This is a genomic window from Microvirga sp. 17 mud 1-3 (assembly GCF_003151255.1).
Lineage (GTDB): Bacteria > Pseudomonadota > Alphaproteobacteria > Rhizobiales > Beijerinckiaceae > Microvirga.
The window spans coordinates 79,324-95,996 of sequence record NZ_CP029481.1 but is presented as its reverse complement, the minus strand read 5'-3'; the positions used below and the strand labels follow the sequence as shown (position 1 = coordinate 95,996).

General features: G+C 66.0%; 12 protein-coding genes. 4 read left to right on the top strand and 8 right to left on the bottom strand.

Features of this window, described 5'->3' with window-relative positions; genetic code table 11:
* Window positions 1–196: 196 nt before the first annotated feature.
* The gene (locus C4E04_RS00470) at window positions 197–3,331 is read left to right on the top strand and encodes an autotransporter serine protease (protein WP_162559222.1); all 3,135 of its coding nucleotides are present in this window, start codon (window positions 197–199) and stop codon (window positions 3,329–3,331) included.
* Window positions 3,332–3,411: 80 nt separating this feature from the next.
* Here C4E04_RS00470 and C4E04_RS00465 read toward each other — a convergent pair whose 3' ends face one another.
* From C4E04_RS00465 to C4E04_RS00435, 7 genes are all read right to left on the bottom strand, one after another.
* Window positions 3,412–4,041 (bottom strand): aspartate/glutamate racemase family protein, encoded by a 630-nt coding sequence (locus C4E04_RS00465; RefSeq protein ID WP_109593913.1) that lies wholly within the window; start codon window positions 4,039–4,041, stop codon window positions 3,412–3,414.
* Window positions 4,038–6,617 (bottom strand): TRAP transporter permease, encoded by a 2,580-nt coding sequence (locus C4E04_RS00460; RefSeq protein ID WP_109593911.1) that lies wholly within the window; start codon window positions 6,615–6,617, stop codon window positions 4,038–4,040. The genes C4E04_RS00465 and C4E04_RS00460 overlap by 4 nt, the downstream gene beginning before the upstream one ends.
* A 63-nt stretch (window positions 6,618–6,680) precedes the next feature.
* Window positions 6,681–7,646 carry a TAXI family TRAP transporter solute-binding subunit gene (locus tag C4E04_RS00455; RefSeq protein ID WP_109593909.1) on the bottom strand — a complete coding sequence of 322 codons (966 nt, stop codon included), beginning with the start codon at window positions 7,644–7,646 and terminating at the stop codon, window positions 6,681–6,683.
* 37 nt (window positions 7,647–7,683) lie between these two features.
* Window positions 7,684–9,048 carry an aspartate aminotransferase family protein gene (locus C4E04_RS00450; protein ID WP_174219236.1) on the bottom strand — a complete coding sequence of 455 codons (1,365 nt, stop codon included), beginning with the start codon at window positions 9,046–9,048 and terminating at the stop codon, window positions 7,684–7,686.
* On the bottom strand, window positions 9,045–9,938 hold the full coding sequence (locus tag C4E04_RS00445; RefSeq protein ID WP_109593904.1) for a MurR/RpiR family transcriptional regulator: 894 nt from the start codon (window positions 9,936–9,938) through the stop codon (window positions 9,045–9,047). Before C4E04_RS00445 ends, C4E04_RS00450 begins: the two co-directional genes overlap by 4 nt.
* Before the next feature lie 202 nt (window positions 9,939–10,140).
* Window positions 10,141–12,585, bottom strand: coding sequence for a bifunctional diguanylate cyclase/phosphodiesterase (locus tag C4E04_RS00440; RefSeq protein ID WP_109593902.1), 2,445 nt, complete (start codon window positions 12,583–12,585; stop codon window positions 10,141–10,143).
* A gap of 21 nt (window positions 12,586–12,606) precedes the next feature.
* Window positions 12,607–13,131 carry a molybdopterin-dependent oxidoreductase gene (locus C4E04_RS00435; RefSeq protein WP_109593900.1) on the bottom strand — a complete coding sequence of 175 codons (525 nt, stop codon included), beginning with the start codon at window positions 13,129–13,131 and terminating at the stop codon, window positions 12,607–12,609.
* A gap of 203 nt (window positions 13,132–13,334) precedes the next feature.
* On the opposite strand from C4E04_RS00435, the gene folE reads away from it, so the two are divergent.
* Both folE and C4E04_RS00425 read left to right on the top strand, forming a co-directional pair.
* Entirely contained in the window at window positions 13,335–14,009 is a 675-nt protein-coding gene (gene folE, locus C4E04_RS00430; RefSeq protein WP_162559221.1) for a GTP cyclohydrolase I, read from the top strand.
* 62 nt (window positions 14,010–14,071) lie between these two features.
* On the top strand, window positions 14,072–14,575 hold the full coding sequence (locus tag C4E04_RS00425) for a 6-carboxytetrahydropterin synthase (protein WP_245416181.1): 504 nt from the start codon (window positions 14,072–14,074) through the stop codon (window positions 14,573–14,575).
* Window positions 14,576–14,631: 56 nt separating this feature from the next.
* On the opposite strand, the gene C4E04_RS00420 is transcribed toward C4E04_RS00425, so the two are convergent.
* Window positions 14,632–15,450, bottom strand: coding sequence for a MipA/OmpV family protein (locus C4E04_RS00420; protein ID WP_109593896.1), 819 nt, complete (start codon window positions 15,448–15,450; stop codon window positions 14,632–14,634).
* 318 nt (window positions 15,451–15,768) lie between these two features.
* Here C4E04_RS00420 and C4E04_RS00415 point away from each other — a divergent pair, with 318 nt between their 5' ends.
* Window positions 15,769–16,671 (top strand): Gfo/Idh/MocA family protein, encoded by a 903-nt coding sequence (locus tag C4E04_RS00415; RefSeq protein ID WP_109593894.1) that lies wholly within the window; start codon window positions 15,769–15,771, stop codon window positions 16,669–16,671.
* Window positions 16,672–16,673: the final 2 nt, after the last annotated feature.

The window sequence follows — 16,673 nt, the reverse complement described above, 5'->3', positions numbered from 1 at the left end:
AATAACGGAACACCATCTGAGCGATCTATAGTTGCCGCTCGGTAACACTCGTCAGGAAGGACGAATTCCGCAAAGGAAACTGCTGGACGCTCAGGCCTTAATTCTTAAGTCTTCGCTCCTAAAGTGGACAGCCGTGGAAGGCTGCCCGCACGGATGCTTTGGGGGCACGATGACTTCTTCCGTATTGAGGCGCGCTTTGCGCCGCTCTGTTTCGACGCGCCTGCTCGTCGCCGGCCTCATGGCCGGTACTGCGACGGCCGGGCTTCTCGCTGGCCTGCCGAACGCCTTCGCGGCCGACTACCCGGGCACCCGCGTCCCGACGTTCTTGAATGTTCCGCTCGCGTCAGAAATCTCTTCGTCCGCCAGTGCCGCCTCCTTCGAGACGGACGAGTACCAGCGCTCCTGGTTCCTCGGGAAGATCCATGCGTCCGAGGCCTATGCGCTGGGCTACACGGGGAAGGGCGTAACGGTCGCCATCGTCGATACGGGCCTCGACATGGACCATCCGGAGTTTTCGGGCCGAATCTCACCGTTCTTCCGCTCCTTTGCGATGGATGAGCCGATCGGCTTCATGACCGACCTCGAGCCGGACGGCCAGATCGCCGGACACGGCACCCATGTGGGCGGCATCATCGGTGCGGCACGCAATGGCGTCGGCACCCAGGGCGTGGCCTATAACGCGACGCTCATGCCCTTGAGGGCCATCGAGGTTGCCAATGACGGTATCCACGACCCGTCGAATTCGGCGCTCTATTATGCGGCCCAGTCCGGCGCCAAGGTCCTCAATGGCAGCTACGGCCCCAATGCCCTTCCGCCCCTGTGGATCAAGGATCCCGCTTCGCCCAGCGGCTACAGCCGGAACCCCTATCACGAAGTCATGCCGGACAAGATCGTCTACGGCGGAGGTCTCGAGGCCGAATACAAGGCCGCCAAGGCTGCGGCGGATGCGGACATCGTGTTGGTCTTCTCGGCAGGCAACGCCTATGGGGATCAGCCGATTTCCGCCGGAAGCCCCGACGGGATTGCCTTCCTGCCCTTCATCACCCCGAGCAACACGCGGGCCGGCGCCTATAAATTCCTTACGGGCGGCGAGAGCATCCTCGATCCGGCGACCTATGTTTATGCGGACCCCAACGATCCCTATTTCGGCCAGCTCGACTTCTCCGATCTCCAGGGAAGCGTGATCGCGGTCGTCGCGACCGACCGCAACAATAAGATTGCGAGCTACAGCAACCGCTGCGGCGTGACCTTCCTATGGTGTCTGGCGGCGCCGGGCGGTGACCACGCCCGGGCCGGGCAGGATCGGAACACCTACGAGATCCTTTCGACCTATCCGTTCAGCACCTACGAGCCCATGGTCGGCACCTCCATGGCGGCGCCCGTCGTGGCGGGCAGCGCGGCCGTGTTGCGGGAAGCCTTCCCGTACATGACGGCGCGCCAGATCATCGAAGTCATGCTGACCACGACGGACGATATCGGTCCGGCGGAAATCTATGGCCGCGGCCTCCTCAATCTCGGTCGGGCCGTCAGGGGTCCGAAGGAGTTCGGGGCCGAGGGCTTCGCTCAGGTCTTCGACGTGAACACGAAAGGCTACGATTCCACCTGGTCCAACGACATCGTGGGCACCGGCGGTCTCATCAAGCGTGGAGACGGCAACCTCCTCCTCACCGGTGCCAACACCTATGAGGGCGGCACCGAGGTGCTGGGCGGCGCACTCACCCTCACGGGCTCGGTCGCCTCGTTCATGACGGTCGGGACCTCCGGAACCCTGCGGGGAACGGGCACGATCCAGGCTCCGCTCTCCCTTGCGGGTACCCTGGAGCCGGGTTCGGCCGTTGCCGGCACCTTCGGCACCCTGACGGTCACGGGCGATGCCACCCTGCTGTCGAGCTCGACCTATCGGGTCGATGCCAATGCAAGCGGAAATCACGACCGGCTCGTGGTCGGCGGCACGACGACCCTGGAGGGCGGCGCCCTCGACCTGGTCCTCGCGGACGGCTTGGCGCCGATCGGCACGCCGCTCGAGATCGTCAACTCCGCGGGCGGTGCGACGGGCGTCTTCGGGACCCTGCGCACCAACAGCGTGTCGGCCTTCCTGGACCCCCGGTTGCGTTACGTGGGCGACAGCGTCACGGTCACCTTCGAGCGCAATGCGGTGCCACTCGCCGATGCGGAGACGTCTCCGGAGCGGAAGGACGTGGCGGCCGCCATCGACGCGCTCATCAGGACCGATAGCAAGCTGGACGATGCGATCCTTCGGCTCGACGCGGCCTCCGTGGACCGCGCCATCGACCTCCTCTCGGGCGAGGCGCACGGCTCGGCCGTAACGGCGGGCTATGCCCAGGCCGGGCTGATCCAGACCACCCTCCTCACCCGCCTGCGCCAGCCGCTCACGTCCCTGCCGCTGCTCGCCCAAGGCGCCTACGGCGCCGCCTTCGCGGCCGACCGGCCCGGCCAAGCCGTGGCCCCGGTCGCGGTCACGCCCGCTCCCATCGCCCCGCGCTATGCCCTGTGGGGGGAAGGCTTCGGGGCCTGGGGCAAAACCCGCTCCGACCGCAATGCCGCTTCGCTCGACACCTCCACCGGCGGCTTCCTGATCGGCGCCGATGCTCAGGTCACCGACGGCTGGCGCCTTGGCCTTGCCGGCGGCTATCTGCGCACCGCGCTCGATGTCGATGCCCGCCTCTCCTCCGGCTCCAACGAGAGCGTGTTCGGTGCCCTCTATGGCTCCGGCCAATGGGGCGCCCTCACCCTGCGCCTCGGCGCGGCCTATGCCCGCCACGACATCGACTTGAGCCGCACCATCACGTTCCCGGGCTATGCCGATGCGGTCAAAGCCTCCTATGACGGTTCGACCCTGCAGGCCTTCGGCGAGCTTGGCTACCGGCTCGGCTTCGGCGCGCTGGCGCTCGAGCCGTTTGTCGGCGCGTCCGTGCTGCGGCTGTCGACCGACGGCTTCCAGGAGCAGGGCGGGGCTGCCGCGCTGACCGGGTTCGGGCGGACCTATGATCTCGGCACCACGACCGTGGGGTTAAGGGCCGAGGCGCGCTTGAGCGAGACGGTGCCGCTGACGCTGAGCGGCCTGCTCGGCTGGCGGCATGCCTATGGCGATGTAGCGCCCGAGGCGCTGCTGGCCTTTGCGGGCGGAGCAAGCCCGTTCACGGTGGCGGGCGTGCCGGTCGACCGGGACGCCTTGGTGGCCGAGGCGGGTCTCGACTGGCGGGCCTCGGAGGCGATCAGCTTAGGGGTCAGCTATGCCGGGCAGATCGGCGCACGGGCGCAGGAGCATACCGTCAAGGGCAACTTCGTCTGGCGCTTCGGGACGTACTGATCCCGACCCATCGATCTCTTGCCTGATGAGGGCGCGCCAGTGGCGCGCCCTCCGTCGTTCAGGGAGGGGCCGGCGCTCTTTCACGCAAGGAGTGCCCGCAGCTTCCGGACTGCACTGTCGGGGGTCGTGAACACCGGCCGGCCGCATGCCGCCGCGACCGCACCGGCCGCACGCGCAAGACTGAACTGGGCGAGTGCGACCACGTCGCATTCGCCGAGCCTCGCGGCTTCTTCGGCTGCGAGGCGATCATGGGTGGTGCCGTCGCCGCGGTCGAGAGCCGCGAGCGCGCCTTCGACCAGTCTCGGCACGAGCGTCACGCCAGGCGGAAACTCGGGAGGCATCGAGACGAGCGTTGGAGCGAAACTGGCGAGGAGCGCGATGCGGGATCCTGCCGCGCAAGCCTCCTCGATCATGGCTTCGTTCGGCTTGAGCACGGGAATGCCCGGCAGATCCTCCTTCACGGCGTCGATGCACGGCCCGAAGGCCGAGCAGGTGAAGAGGATCCCGTCGGCGCCCGTATCGCGCGCATAGCGCCCGAGCTGCAGGAAACGCTCCGTCATGGCCGGCGTGAGAGCGCCGTCCGGCGCGAGATCCGCCGACAGCGAATCGTCGAGGAGGTTCATGAGGGTCGGCTCGGGCCAGAGCCGCCGGAACGCCTCCTCGATCGGCGGCGGCGAGTGCCGGAGCGCATGAATGAGCGCGATCCTCATGCGGCCGCCCTCCGGCGACCGCGCTGCAGGACGATGATCAGGCCGAGCAGGGCCAGGGCCGGCAGGGTCGCCCAATAGGGACTCGACCGTTCGGTGGGAACGAGAACGGACTTGACCGTGTCGCCGGGTTGAAGCCCGTATTGCGCCGCCTCGCTGCCGAGTTTCGCGGAGCGCACGATCATGTCGTCGCCCTGCTTTGCCAGGATAAGGCCTGCCTCGCCGAGCCGCTGTTCGGGCGTTCCCTCGGCTCGCAGGCTAAGTCGGACCAGCTTCTCGACGTCGTCACCGGCGCGGCTCTGGCTGAGGACTCGCAAGCGCAGCGTACCGTCCCTCGGGATCGTGTCCACATAGGTAGCGATCGCGTCGGGCCCCTTGGGTTCATAGGCGGGCTCGAGCATGTTGAGCCAGAAATGCGGGCGGAACAGCGTGAAGCAGATGAGGATCAGCGCCAGCGTCTCCCACAGCCTGTTGCGGACGAGCAGCCAGTTCTGGCTCGCGGCCACGAAGCAGGCCATGCCGATGGTCGCGCAGACGAGCACGAGCGTGAATTGCCACCAGCTTCGGATGTCGATGAGGAGGAGCTCCGCATTGAAGATGAAGATGAAGGGCAGAAGTCCCGTCCGGATCTCGTATTTGAAGCCCTGGATGCCGGTCTTTACGGGATCCGCGCCCGAGATCGCCGCAGCCGCATAGGCCGCAAGTCCGACAGGAGGCGTCACGTCCGCCATCAGGCCGAAATAGAAGACGAAGAGGTGGACTGCGACGAGCGGCACCGCGAGATCGTTCTGGGCCGAGACCTCGATCAGAACCGGTGCCATCAACGTCGCGACAACCACATAGCTCGCGGTCGTCGGCATGCCCATGCCGAGAACAAGGCAGATGCCAGCCGTCAGCAGCAGCATGATGATGAGGTTGCCGCCCGAAAGTGCCTCCACGATCTCGGTCATCACGAGACCGATGCCGGTTAGCGCGACGGTGCCTACGATGATGCCGGCGGCCGCGGTCGCGATGCCGACACCCGTCATGTTGCGGGCCGCTGCCTCCAGCGCGTCGATGCACTCCCGGATGCCGCGTCGCAGCCCCTCGCCCACATCGCCGTGGCCACGGAACCAGACGACGATGGGCCGCTGGGTCAGGACGACGAAGACCAGCGTCATGGTGCCCCAGAAGGCCGCTAGGCCGGGAGACATCTCCTCAACCAGCAGGCACCAGATCAGCACCACGACGGGGATCAGGTAGTGAAGGCCCGTCCGGGCGGTCTCGTAGAAATCCGGCACCGCCATCGTGGCGGCCGCCGGGTCGTCCTCCGGCAGGTCCGGATGCCGGGCCTTGTTCCAAAGGAGCCCGACATAGGCGGCCGTGAGCCCAATTCCCGTCACCCAGGGGGCGCCGGTTCCGAAGGCCGTCTTTACGGCGCCGAGCGCGAAATACACGATTCCCGCCAGGATGATGAGGCCGCACCAGGTCGCGAGCGCCTTGACGAGGCGCTGCGACAGGGGATGCCGCTGGACGCGCGTGCCGCCGACGAGGCCCATCTTCATCGCCTCGATGTCGACGATGTAGAACAGGGCGCCATAGGTCAGCAGCGCCGGGATGAAGGCGTGCTTCACCACCTCGGCATAGGAGATGCCGACATATTCGGCGATCAGGAAGGCGGCGGCGCCCATGACGGGCGGCATGAGCTGGCCGTTCACGCCGGCCGCGCATTCAATGGCGCCGGCCTTCACGGCCGGATAGCCGACCCGCTTCATCAGCGGAATCGTGAAGGTGCCGGTCGTCACCGTGTTGGCGATGGATGAGCCGGAGATCATCCCGGTCATGCCCGAGGCGACGACGCCCGCCTTGGCCGGTCCGCCGCGGTAATGCCCGAGCAGCGAATAGGCGAGCTGGATGAAGTAATGGCCCGCGCCAGCCTTTTCGAGCAGCGTGCCGAACAGCACGTAAAGGAAGATGAAGCTGGTCGAGACGCCGATCGCCACGCCGAACACGCCTTCCGAGGTGAGCCACATCTGGGAGGCGGCCCGCCCCAGGGAGGCGCCGCGATGGGCGAAAAGGCCGCCGAGCCAGGGGCCGGCAAAGATATAGGCCAGCATGAGGGCGGCGATGACCGCAAGCGCCGGGCCGACCGCGCGCCTTGCTGCCTCCAGCAGAACGAGGATGCCCGTGACGGCGACCACGATGTCGAGGGTGGTTGGAAGGCCGGGGCGCTGGGCGAGTTCACGGTAGAAGAAGAAGAGATAGAGCGCCGAGGCTGCGCCGAGCGCCGCCAGGACCCAATCGTAGACAGGAACATAGGAACGCGGCGACGCCTTCCCGCGCGGGAAGGTCAGGAACGCGAGCGTCATCGCGAAGGCCAGGTGGATGGCGCGAGCCTCGGAATCGTTGAAGACGCCGGCCCTGATGATGAACGGGATGGGTGACGCATACCAGACCTGGAACAGCGACCATGCGACGGCCGTCCAGAAGATGAAGATCCGGGTCATCCCTTTCGGCTTACGGCCCCCGGTATCGGCCTCCGCCACCATGTCTTCCAGCTCGGCGCGTGTTGCCGTGGCGCTTTCGTGCATGCGCGTCATCGCAGTTCCCCCTTGAAGAAGAAAAGGCGGGCCGCGCTCACGCGGCCCGCCCCTCGCCGTGGCTTACATCCAGCCCTTTTCCTTGTAGTACTTGACGGCGCCCGGATGCAGCGGCGCCGAGAGCCCGTTCTTCACCATCGCCTTGGGGTCGAGATTGGCGAAGGCAGGGTGCAGCTTCTTGAACTCCTCGAAATTCTCGAAGACGGACCTGACGAGCGCATAGACGGCGTCGTCCGGGACCTTCGCCGAGGAGACGAGGGTCGCCACCACGCCATAAGTCTCGGTCGGGTTGGGGTTGTTGGCATACATGCCGCCCGGAATCGTCGCCTTGGCGTAGTAGGGCTTCTCCTTCACGAGCTTGTCGACGGCCGGGCCCTGCAGGGAAACGAGCTTCGCGCCGCAGGCGGTGGTCGGATCCTGGATCGCGGCGGACGGGTGGCCGACGCCGTAGAAGAACCCATCGATCTTGTTGTCGCAGAGCGCGGTGCCCTGCTCGTCCGCCTTCAATTCCGCCGCCAGGGAGAAATCGGCCTTGCTCCAGCCGAGTTCCTTGAGAAGCTCCTCCATCGACGCGAGCGTTCCGGAACCGGGATTGCCGACATTGAGGCGCTTGCCCTTGAAGTCCGCGAACTTCTCGACGCCCGCCTCCTTGCGCGCGAGCACCGTGAACGGTTCCGGGTGCACCGAGAAGACCGCCCGCAGGTCCTTGTCGGCGCCCGTATCCTTGAACTGAGCGAGACCGTTGACGGCATTGAACTGCACGTCCGACTGGGTCATGCCGAATTCCTGCTCGCCCGAGCGGATGGCATTCACGTTGAAGACCGAGCCGCCGGTCGATTCCGTCGAGCAGCGGATGCCGGTCTTCGCGCGATCCTTGTTGAGCAGCCGGCAGATGGAACCGCCGACCGCATAATAGACGCCGGTCACGCCGCCGGTGCCGATGGTCGCGAATTTCTGCTGGGCTTCGGCGGGCACGGACAGCCCGACGGAGAGCCCCAGGGCAAGGAGGCCTGCAAGTTTCGCATTCATGGTTTTTTCCCCTCTGGTTGAATGCCGTTATTGCCGGTTAGGCGATGGACTGGATGGCCGCATCCACCGCATCGCCCAGGCGCTCGACGATGGTGTCGATGTCCTGGCCGGTGCAGATGAAAGGCGGCGCCAGCATGTTGTGATCGCCGGTCTTGCCGTCGATCGTTCCGGGCATGGCGTAGCATGCCAGACCCCGCGCCAGGGCTTCGCGCTTGACGCGGGCATTGAGCTTGAGGGCCGGGTCGAAGGGGTCCTTCGTTCCCCGGTCCGTCACGTATTCGATGGCCCAGAACAGGCCGCGGCCGCGAATGTCGCCCACATGGTGATGATTGCCGAACCGTTCCTTGAGGCGGCGTTCGAGATGGGCGGATTGCTTGCGGACATTGGCGAGGAGTTCCTCCTCCTGAATGGTCTTCTGCACGGCGAGCGCTGCCGCACAGGCGAGCGGATGGGCGAGATAGGTGTGGCCGTGCTGGAAGAAGCCGCTCCCGTCCCGGAAGGCCGCGAAGATCCGCTCGCTCAAGAGAACCGCCCCGATCGGCTGGTAGCCGCCGCCGAGCCCCTTGGCGATGGCCATCAGGTCGGGCGAGATCCCCTCCTGCTCGCAGGCATGCAGGGTGCCGGTGCGGCCCATCCCGCACATCACCTCGTCGAGGATGAGCAGGATGCCGTGACGGTCGCAGATCTCCCGCATGCGCTTGAAATAGCCGGGCGGTGCGGTGGTGCAGCCCTGGGTGGCTCCGCCGACCGTCTCGGCCACGAAGGCGATGACCGTTTCGGGCCCAAGCTCCGTCAGTTTCGCCTCGAACTCCGCAACGAGCCGCTCGCCGTATTCTTCCGCGGTTTCGTCGGAGCGTTGGTCGCGGTAGGCGTAGGGTGGCGAGACGTGGTGACTGTCGAAGAGCATCGGCGCGAATTGCTGCCTGCGCCAGAGATTGCCGCCGACCGCCAGGACTCCGAGCGTGTTGCCGTGATAGCTCTGACGCCGGCCGATGAAGTTGACGCGGCCGGGCTCGCCCTTCTCGATGAAGTACTGCCGCGCCATCTTCAGCGCGGCCTCCATGGCCTCCGAGCCGCCCGACACGTAATAGACGTGGTCGAGACCCGCGGGCGCATGGGCAACCAGGTGGTCGGCTAGTTCCTCGGCAACCTCGGTCGTGAAGAACGACGTGTGCGCATAGGCCAGACGGTCGATCTGGGCTTTGAGAGCCTCGTTGACGCGCGGGTGCCCGTGTCCCAGGCACGATACTGCCGCGCCGCCCGAGGCATCGATATAGGCCTTGCCCGTGCTGTCGACGATCTCGATGCCGCGGCCCGAAACCGCGATGGGGAGCCGGTCGCTCCCGGCGATCTGCCGGTGCAGAATGCGCGTTCTTGCGCCGTCGGGCCGGTCTTTCGTCACGATGTCTGTCCTTTGCTTGTCTTGTCCGTGTAGTAGGAGCCGAAGCGCTCCAGATGGGCCTCGGCCGCCGCGATGGCCGAGACGGCCTTCTTGCCGCGCCGGGCCGCAACGAGCGCCGCGATGCATTCGACGACGATCAGGGCCGGCACGACCGTCTGCAGGAACGAGGGTGTGCTCGTCGGAACGACGATCGTCGCCGTGGCCTGGCGCGCAATGGGCGAGACAGTGCTGTCGGTGATGGCGATGATGCTCGCTCCGCGCTCTCGGGCGAAAGCAACGGCCTCGACGGTGACGCGCGTATAAGGCGCGATGGTGAGCGCAAGCAGCGCATCGCGGGGGCCGATGTCGCGCAATGTGTCGAGCCCGATCGCACCGGCCCCGTCGACGAGGATCGTCCGCTCCCCGATAAGCGAGAGGAGATAGGCCCCCAGATGAGCGCTGGAAAAGCTCGACCGTGCGCCGATGCAGAAGAGCCGATCCCGCTCCACGACGATATCGGCAGCCTTCGCGACCGCCGTCAGGGTATCGAGGCTGGACAGGAGTTTCAGGTGCCCGGCCAATCCCGCCAGCAGGTCCGACGTGAAGGCGGCATCGCCGTCGAGCGCGCGGCGCTGCAGCAGCTTCTCGGTCCGGCCGGCGAAATGGTCCGAGCGCCCGCGCAGGGACGCGACATAGACCTCCTTCAGCTCGTCGAAGCCCTCGTATCCGAGCCGCTGGGCCAGCCGCGTCATGGTCGCAGGCGGCACGCCGACCCGCTTTGCCTGCTCGCGCATGGATAAAAGGGCGACGTCGTCCGGATGGTCAAGCAGCCAGCGGGCCGCGACCCGGTGCTGGGCCGGCAGGTCGTCGAAGATGGCGAGCAGCCTTTCGGCTATGGGGGCGTCCGACATCGTGCCAGTCTAGCCGGAACCGATGACCTTGCAACAAGTGTTTCACTAATACCTTTGGTGAAACAAATGGAAGCTGCTTCGGCTGGCCGGACGCGTTCGGCGCCGGGCGGGGAGCAGGTCGGAGTGGGGTTCCCTAAGGGGCACGTTTGCGGGGGCAGGGAATATCCGATCCGGGCGCGGGACCCTGCCGCAGCCCGGAGCCTCAGCCTGCGGCCTTTGTCGGGCCGAACCCTTCGAGCGTATGGGTCAGATCGCGGGCGGGCTTGGGACGACCGAAGTAATAGCCCTGCGCCTCTGCGCAGCCCGCCGCGCGCAGCTGCATGAGCTGGTCCTCCGTCTCGACGCCCTCCGCCACCGTGCTCATGCCGAGGCTGGTGCCGAGGCCTGCGATGGACTGCACGATGGCCAGGCAGTCGGCCCTCGTGGACAAGCCCTGGACGAAGGACTGGTCGATCTTGATCTTGTCGAAGGGAAAGCTGCGGAGATAGCTCAGGGACGAATAGCCGGTGCCGAAATCATCCATGGCAATCCGCACGCCGAGCTTGCGCAGCTGGTGAAGGGTGGCGAGCGTGGTGTCGTTGTCCTGCAGCAGCACCGACTCGGTGATTTCGAGTTCCAGGCGGCTCGGGCTGAGACCCGAGCTTTCGAGGGCCTGCCTGACGGACTGCACCAGATTGCGGTTCCGGAACTGCACGGGCGACAGGTTGACCGCGACCTTCATGGGGGCGGGCCACCGGGCCGCTTCGCGGCAGGCCTCGCGGACCACCCACTCGCCCAGGGGCGAAATCAGGCCGATATCCTCGGCAATCGGGATGAATTCCGCCGGCGAGACGATGCCGCGCTCCGGATGCCGCCAGCGCAGCAGCGCCTCGTAGCCCGTAATCACCGTTTTCCGAATATCGACCTGCGGCTGGTAGAAGAGCTCGAACTCTCCGTTGGGGAGCGCCTTGCGCAGGTCGATCTCGAGAACCCGCCGCGCCTGGAGCTGCGCGTCCATCTCGGGCTCGAAGAAACGGAACGTGCCGCGTCCGACGGCCTTGGCCCGATAGAGCGCGAGATCCGCGTGCTTGAGAAGCTGATCCGGCGTCAGGCTGCCTTCCGTGGCGAGGGCGATGCCGATGCTGGTGCCGATAACGATCTCCTGGCCGTTGATCTCGTAGGGCGCGCTCAAGGATTCGACGATCCGCATGGCGAGCACGGCGCAGTCGTGCGGCCCATGGACGGCGATCTGGAGCACGGCGAACTCGTCGCCGCCGAGGCGGGCGACGACGTCCTCCTCGCGCACGCAGTGCCCAAGACGCTGGGCGACCACCTTCAGAAGCTCGTCGCCGATCTCGTGCCCGAGGGAGTCGTTGACGTCCTTGAACCGATCGAGATCGAGGCAGAGCACGGCCGTGTGCGCGCTCTGGCGCTGGGCCTGGGCGAGGACACGCAGCATCTGCTCCCGGAACAGGACCCGGTTGGCGAGGCCCGTCAGGGCGTCGTGATGGGCCATGTAGGCGATCTGCGTTTCCGCCTGACGGCGCTCGGTGATGTCCTCATAGGTGGCCACCCAGCCGCCGTCGCTCATGGGCTGGTGCGAGACCGCGATGGTGCGCCCGCCCGGCTGGCCCTGGACGAAGGTGGCGTTGCGCCGGTTGCGGATCAGGTCCTGCTGCTCGACGCAGATCTGCCGGAGGGCCGCTGCTCCCTCGCGCCCGCGGGCATCCGCATGGGCGATCAGCTCGTTCAGGGTCGTGCCGGGGCGGACCGAGTTGTCCAAATCGAAGAGATCCGCGAAGCGGGCGTTGAACACGATGATATGGCCGGAGCCGTCCACCATGCACAGGCCCTGGGACATGTTGTTGAGGGCCGCGTTGAACCGCTCGTTCTGCGTCCTCAGCTCGATCTCCTGGATCTGCAGCACCCCGTTCTGGTGCTGGAGTTCCGCATAGGCGTTGCCGAGAGCCTTGTTGGCCTTCTTCAGCTCCTCGGAGGTCCGCTGCAGGTTCTCGGCCAGGAAGCGCAGATCGTGATGGGCGCGCGTGAGCAGGCGGTTGTGCCAGCCGAGGAGGCCGAGCAGGATGAAGCCGCAGACGATCAGGCCGCCCGCTAGGCTGGAGAACAGCCAGTGCAGGCGGATCAGCTCGTGCTGATCCTCCGTGACCCTTTGCGCCCCGTAATGGTTCGCCGCGGAGGCCAGCGCCGTCACCTTCGTCTCGAGCGGCTGGAGGATCGTGAGCGCCTTCAGGGCGTTGCCCGGTTCGTCGAGCGTCTGGATCAGGGGCTGGATCGCCGCGAGCGAGCGGCTCAGGAGTTCGACCGTCGCCACGCGTTCCGGATCGCGGCTCACGAAATCCTGGAACTCACCGTTGTCGAGCAGCTTGGCCCGGCTGACAAGGATGTCGTAGCGCAGCGCCACTTCGTCCGCATCGACGCCGCCGCCCGGCGCCGCAAAGGCGCTCAGCCGCTGCTCCAGCCGGGTGAATTCCGAGACCGCTTGGCTCGCGAGCCACGAGGTATTGTAGCGAGAGACCTGCTTCAGGGCTTCCTGTCGCTCGACGACCAGGCTCGAGATATAGGCCGCGGACAGGAGAAAGCAGGCGATTACGATGGCGAGCACCGCCTTGAGGATTCGCAGGGACACGGACGGTCCTTCAAAGCTCATCGGGAGCGCTCGCCTCCACGGTTACTTGACGATGATTTTTGCCACCTGCCAAACGGCCCGTCCATAATAAGTCTGACTCTTCAGCTCCGGCATGCTGTCAAAAGGATAGATCACAAAGAGCGGACCCTTGTCCTTCACGGGCATGTATTCGCCGTTTCGCTTGAGGGCCAGGATCACGTTGTATTTGGCGAAATCCGCAACCGGGATCTCGCTGCTGTAATCGTTGAGCGCAACGACGACGGCGCGCTCGCCGGAGGCGCCGACCAGCTTCATGAGCTTGTCGAGAGAAACGCCCTCGAACTTGACCGGGCCGTTGTACCAGGGCGTGCTCGTCTCCACGGTGACGAGGCCGAGCTGCTCGAGCATCGGCCTGTCGAACTGAGCCTCGCCGTCTTTGTTGGTGGTGCTGATCTTGCCCGCAACGGTGAGGATCGGCTTCTCGGTTGGGGCCGGCAGACCCTCCGCAAAGGCCGCCCCTGCACCCGCCAAGGCCAGAAGACCGAAGAGGGCCGAAAAGATACTATATTTCATCTTTGCAATCGACATCTTTTCCCCCGTTTCCAGTCGACGACCGGCTACGCAATCTGTAATTTGGCGTAAAATTGAAATAAAGCTTCGTTAACATTTTTGATACCAACAAAAGCTGGTTATAGCTAGCTCCGGACGCCTCAATATCAGCCGCGTAATATTACATGCTACGTTGGGAGATTGGGCGGCAACTTGAAGATCAGTACGACTATAGGCGAATCATGAATTTTCACCCGCGCGAGATGCCCCCGCCATGCCTGTCCAACGAGGCCCTCAGCGAGCCCCTGGATGAGGCAGCGCGGACTGCCATGATCGCGGCGGCGGCCCGGAAGGTGGAAGAGCTGTTCGATATCCTACGGGTCGACCACAGGAACGACCACAACACCCGCGAGACCCCCATGCGGGTGGCGCGGATGTTCGTCGAGGAGATCCTGGAGGGGCGATATACGGCACCGCCGCGCATCACCGAATTCGACAATGTGCAGGCCTACGACCAGCTGATCGTCACCGGTCCCATCGAGGTGCGTTCCATGTGCGCGCACCATCTCATGCCCATCTACGGGCAGGCCTATATCGGGATCCTGCCGGCAGCCGACGGAAAGATCATCGGCCTGTCGAAATACGACCGGATCGTGGAGCACTTCGCCTCCAGGCTCCAGATCCAGGAGGAGATGGTCAAGCAGATCGGCCAGTACATCGTCGACATGACGGCGCCGCGCGGCCTCGCGGTCCGGATCAGCGCCGTCCACATGTGCAAGACCCATCGGGGCGTCCGGGCGAGCCGGCGCAGCCGCATGGTCAATACCTATTACTGGGGGAATCTGGCGACGGATGCGGATCTCAAGCGCGAATTCATCCACGAATGCGCCATTCTCGACCGGGAACAGGCGGATTGACGCCTGACATCGACCCGACGCTTTAGCCCCTGCCAGACGACACACCTCGGAGATCGGCTTCCATGACCCTATCCGTCCCGATGACCAGCCACGGATCGGGCAGCCGTCCCGAGGCCCGGGAGATCTACCGCTCCACCAAGACCTACGACCATAACGAGGGCCTGTCCTGCTGCTTCCGGCAATGGCGGGCGACCCACTCCCATTGCCGCCTGATCCATGGCTATGCCCTGGCCTTCCGGTTCGTGTTCGCGACCCATGAGCTCGACGAGCGCAACTGGTGCCTCGATTTCGGCGGGCTGAAGCCCGTGAAGGCCTGGCTCAAGCACATGTTCGACCACACCATGCTGGTGGCCGAGGATGATCCCGAACTCGCACGCTTCGAGGAAATGCACCGGGACGGCCTCGTCGACCTGCGGATCCTGCCCTCGGTCGGCTGCGAAGCCACGGCCAAGCACGTTTTCGACCATGTGGCGGATTTCGCTCAGCGCGAGACCGGCGGCCGGGTCTGGCTGGAAAGCGTCGAGGTGAAGGAGCACAGCGGCAATTCGGCGATCTATTCCCGCTGAGGGCCCGCCATGATGCCGGGCGGCTTCCCGCCCGGTTCAGGTTACGTCCTGGGCGATCAGCGGCCCGCGCCGAACGAATAGGACGCGGTCAGGCCGAAGCCGAACTGGTTCTCGGAGCCGAAGCGCTTCACGATCGGGCTGTCGGCCGCGTCGCCCACCAGGCGCTTGTAGGTGACAAAGGCGGTGGTGGACCACTGCTCGGACCAGGTGTAGCTCACACCCGCGGTCGCGCCGACCGACGTGATGCCGCCTGACGGCCTGTAGGGTGTCACTTGGCCGTTGAGGGCGGCCTCCAGGGGCGTGACGCCGAAATAGGTCCGGGCGAAGCTGGAATCGCCGAGGGCGAGACGCGGACCGACCGAGAGGGTCAGGGCTCCGTAGCTCTGCACCAGGTCGAGGCCAAAATCGGCCACGAAGCCGTGATGGCCGTTGATGCCATGCCGGAGCTCTGCGCGGGCGCGCAGGAACGCGAGCGGCCAGTATTCCACGAAGACGCCGGGCTCGACCGCCCAGTTGACCTTGTCGAGGCCGAACAGGCGTCGGTCGTCCTTGAGATAGCGCCCGCCCTGGAAGCGTCCGACGACGCCGATCCGCACGGCCGATTCCTCCAGGAGCGAGAAGCTGAGACCGTCGTCCGGCGCACCGAAGCGCTCGGGCGTCCCGGCGCGACGGAAGCTCAAGGACGGAAAACCGATGACGCTGAAATCGTCCGCGCCCGGATAGGACGGGCCGACCCTGAGGTTGCCTTTCAGCGTCACGATCCAGCCCTCGGGCACGAACGGCACCGGGGAGAACAGATCCGCCGCCTGCGCCGGCACCGCCAGGGAACCGGCGGCCAGGAGAGACACGAGAGCAAGAGAGGTCGACAGGCGCATGAGGCTTCCTGAAATTGCGGGGAACGCTGTCCTGACCTTAAGACGAAGGCAGTCGAACGGCGTCGGGCGGGCAGCCTTACCATGAGGAAGGCACGGAATCGACCGGCATCCGACTGCAAAGAACCCGCCTCGGCGTTTCCCTGCCTCCGTGTGTCCGGCGGGAAACAGCTCTACGGGCGCTTCCTTGACACTCCCTTTCTGCAGCAAGCGATCTCGCAGGAGGGTTAAAGGCCCGTAAAACGGGCTCTCGAAGCCCATCCCGGCTCTCGCGCCGCGTGCTCGAAGCCTCTATAGGGTGCCGGAGCAGGGGAGGACGGCATGGCTTACGGCATCGGCGTGATGGGACTCGGCATCATGGGCCGCAGGATGATCGAGAGCTTCGCGGCCAACCCGGATTTCAGGATCGTGGCCGGCTACGACCCGGCTCCGGTCGAGGCCACCGTGCCCCGCGCCGGAAGCGTCGAGGCGCTCCTCGCCGACCCTTCCATCGACGGGCTCTACATCGCATCCCCGCCGGCGACCCACGCGGCGCTGGTTTCCGCTGCGGCCCGGGCCGGGAAGGTCATTCTGTGCGAGAAGCCCCTGGCGGCGACGGTCGAGGAGGCCCGGGCCTGCATCGACGCAGTGGAACGCTCAGGCGTGCGGGCCGCCGTCAATTTCCCGTTTGCGACCGCTCCCGCCATCCTCCGTCTGCGCGAGATCGTGTCGGGCGGGGCCCTCGGCGACGGGCTCTCGGCCCATCTGACCTTGCGCTTCAGGACATGGCCGCGCGGCTGGCAGCACGGGGCCGCCGGCTGGCTCGCGGGTCCCGAACAGGGCGGCTTCACCCGCGAGGTGGTTTCCCACGCGGTCTTTCTGGCCCTGCGGCTCTTCGGGCCGGGGCGGCTGGAGGCGCAGGAGGTGGAGCGGGGGCCGACCGGCACCGAGACCCGCATCCGCGCAACCCTCGGCTTCGCGGCCTGCCGCATGACCATCGACGGCGCCGTGGAGGGCGAGATCGACGACTTCAACCGGTTCGAGATCACGGGCCCGAAGGGCAAGGCCGTGCTGAGCGAATGGTACCGGCTGCAATACGGCGACGAGGAGATGGCGCCTGCCCGCGCCGATGCGCATCAGGTCGCGGAATTCGGGAAGCTCATCGCCGGACGACCGAACCGCCTTGCGACCTTCCGGGAGGCCGCGGCCGTCGTGGACATCGTCGAGGGAATTCTCCGCGCCTGACC

Coding starts and splice junctions, on each gene's coding strand:
- C4E04_RS00465 (WP_109593913.1), bottom strand. CDS start 4,041: ATGAGGATCGCGCTCATTCATGCGCTCCGGCACTCGCCGCCGCCGATC.
- C4E04_RS00460 (WP_109593911.1), bottom strand. CDS start 6,617: ATGACGCGCATGCACGAAAGCGCCACGGCAACACGCGCCGAGCTGGAA.
- C4E04_RS00455 (WP_109593909.1), bottom strand. CDS start 7,646: ATGAATGCGAAACTTGCAGGCCTCCTTGCCCTGGGGCTCTCCGTCGGG.
- C4E04_RS00445 (WP_109593904.1), bottom strand. CDS start 9,938: ATGTCGGACGCCCCCATAGCCGAAAGGCTGCTCGCCATCTTCGACGAC.
- C4E04_RS00440 (WP_109593902.1), bottom strand. CDS start 12,585: ATGAGCTTTGAAGGACCGTCCGTGTCCCTGCGAATCCTCAAGGCGGTG.
- C4E04_RS00435 (WP_109593900.1), bottom strand. CDS start 13,131: ATGTCGATTGCAAAGATGAAATATAGTATCTTTTCGGCCCTCTTCGGT.
- folE (WP_162559221.1), top strand. CDS start 13,335: ATGAATTTTCACCCGCGCGAGATGCCCCCGCCATGCCTGTCCAACGAG.
- C4E04_RS00425 (WP_245416181.1), top strand. CDS start 14,072: ATGACCCTATCCGTCCCGATGACCAGCCACGGATCGGGCAGCCGTCCC.
- C4E04_RS00420 (WP_109593896.1), bottom strand. CDS start 15,450: ATGCGCCTGTCGACCTCTCTTGCTCTCGTGTCTCTCCTGGCCGCCGGT.
- C4E04_RS00415 (WP_109593894.1), top strand. CDS start 15,769: ATGGCTTACGGCATCGGCGTGATGGGACTCGGCATCATGGGCCGCAGG.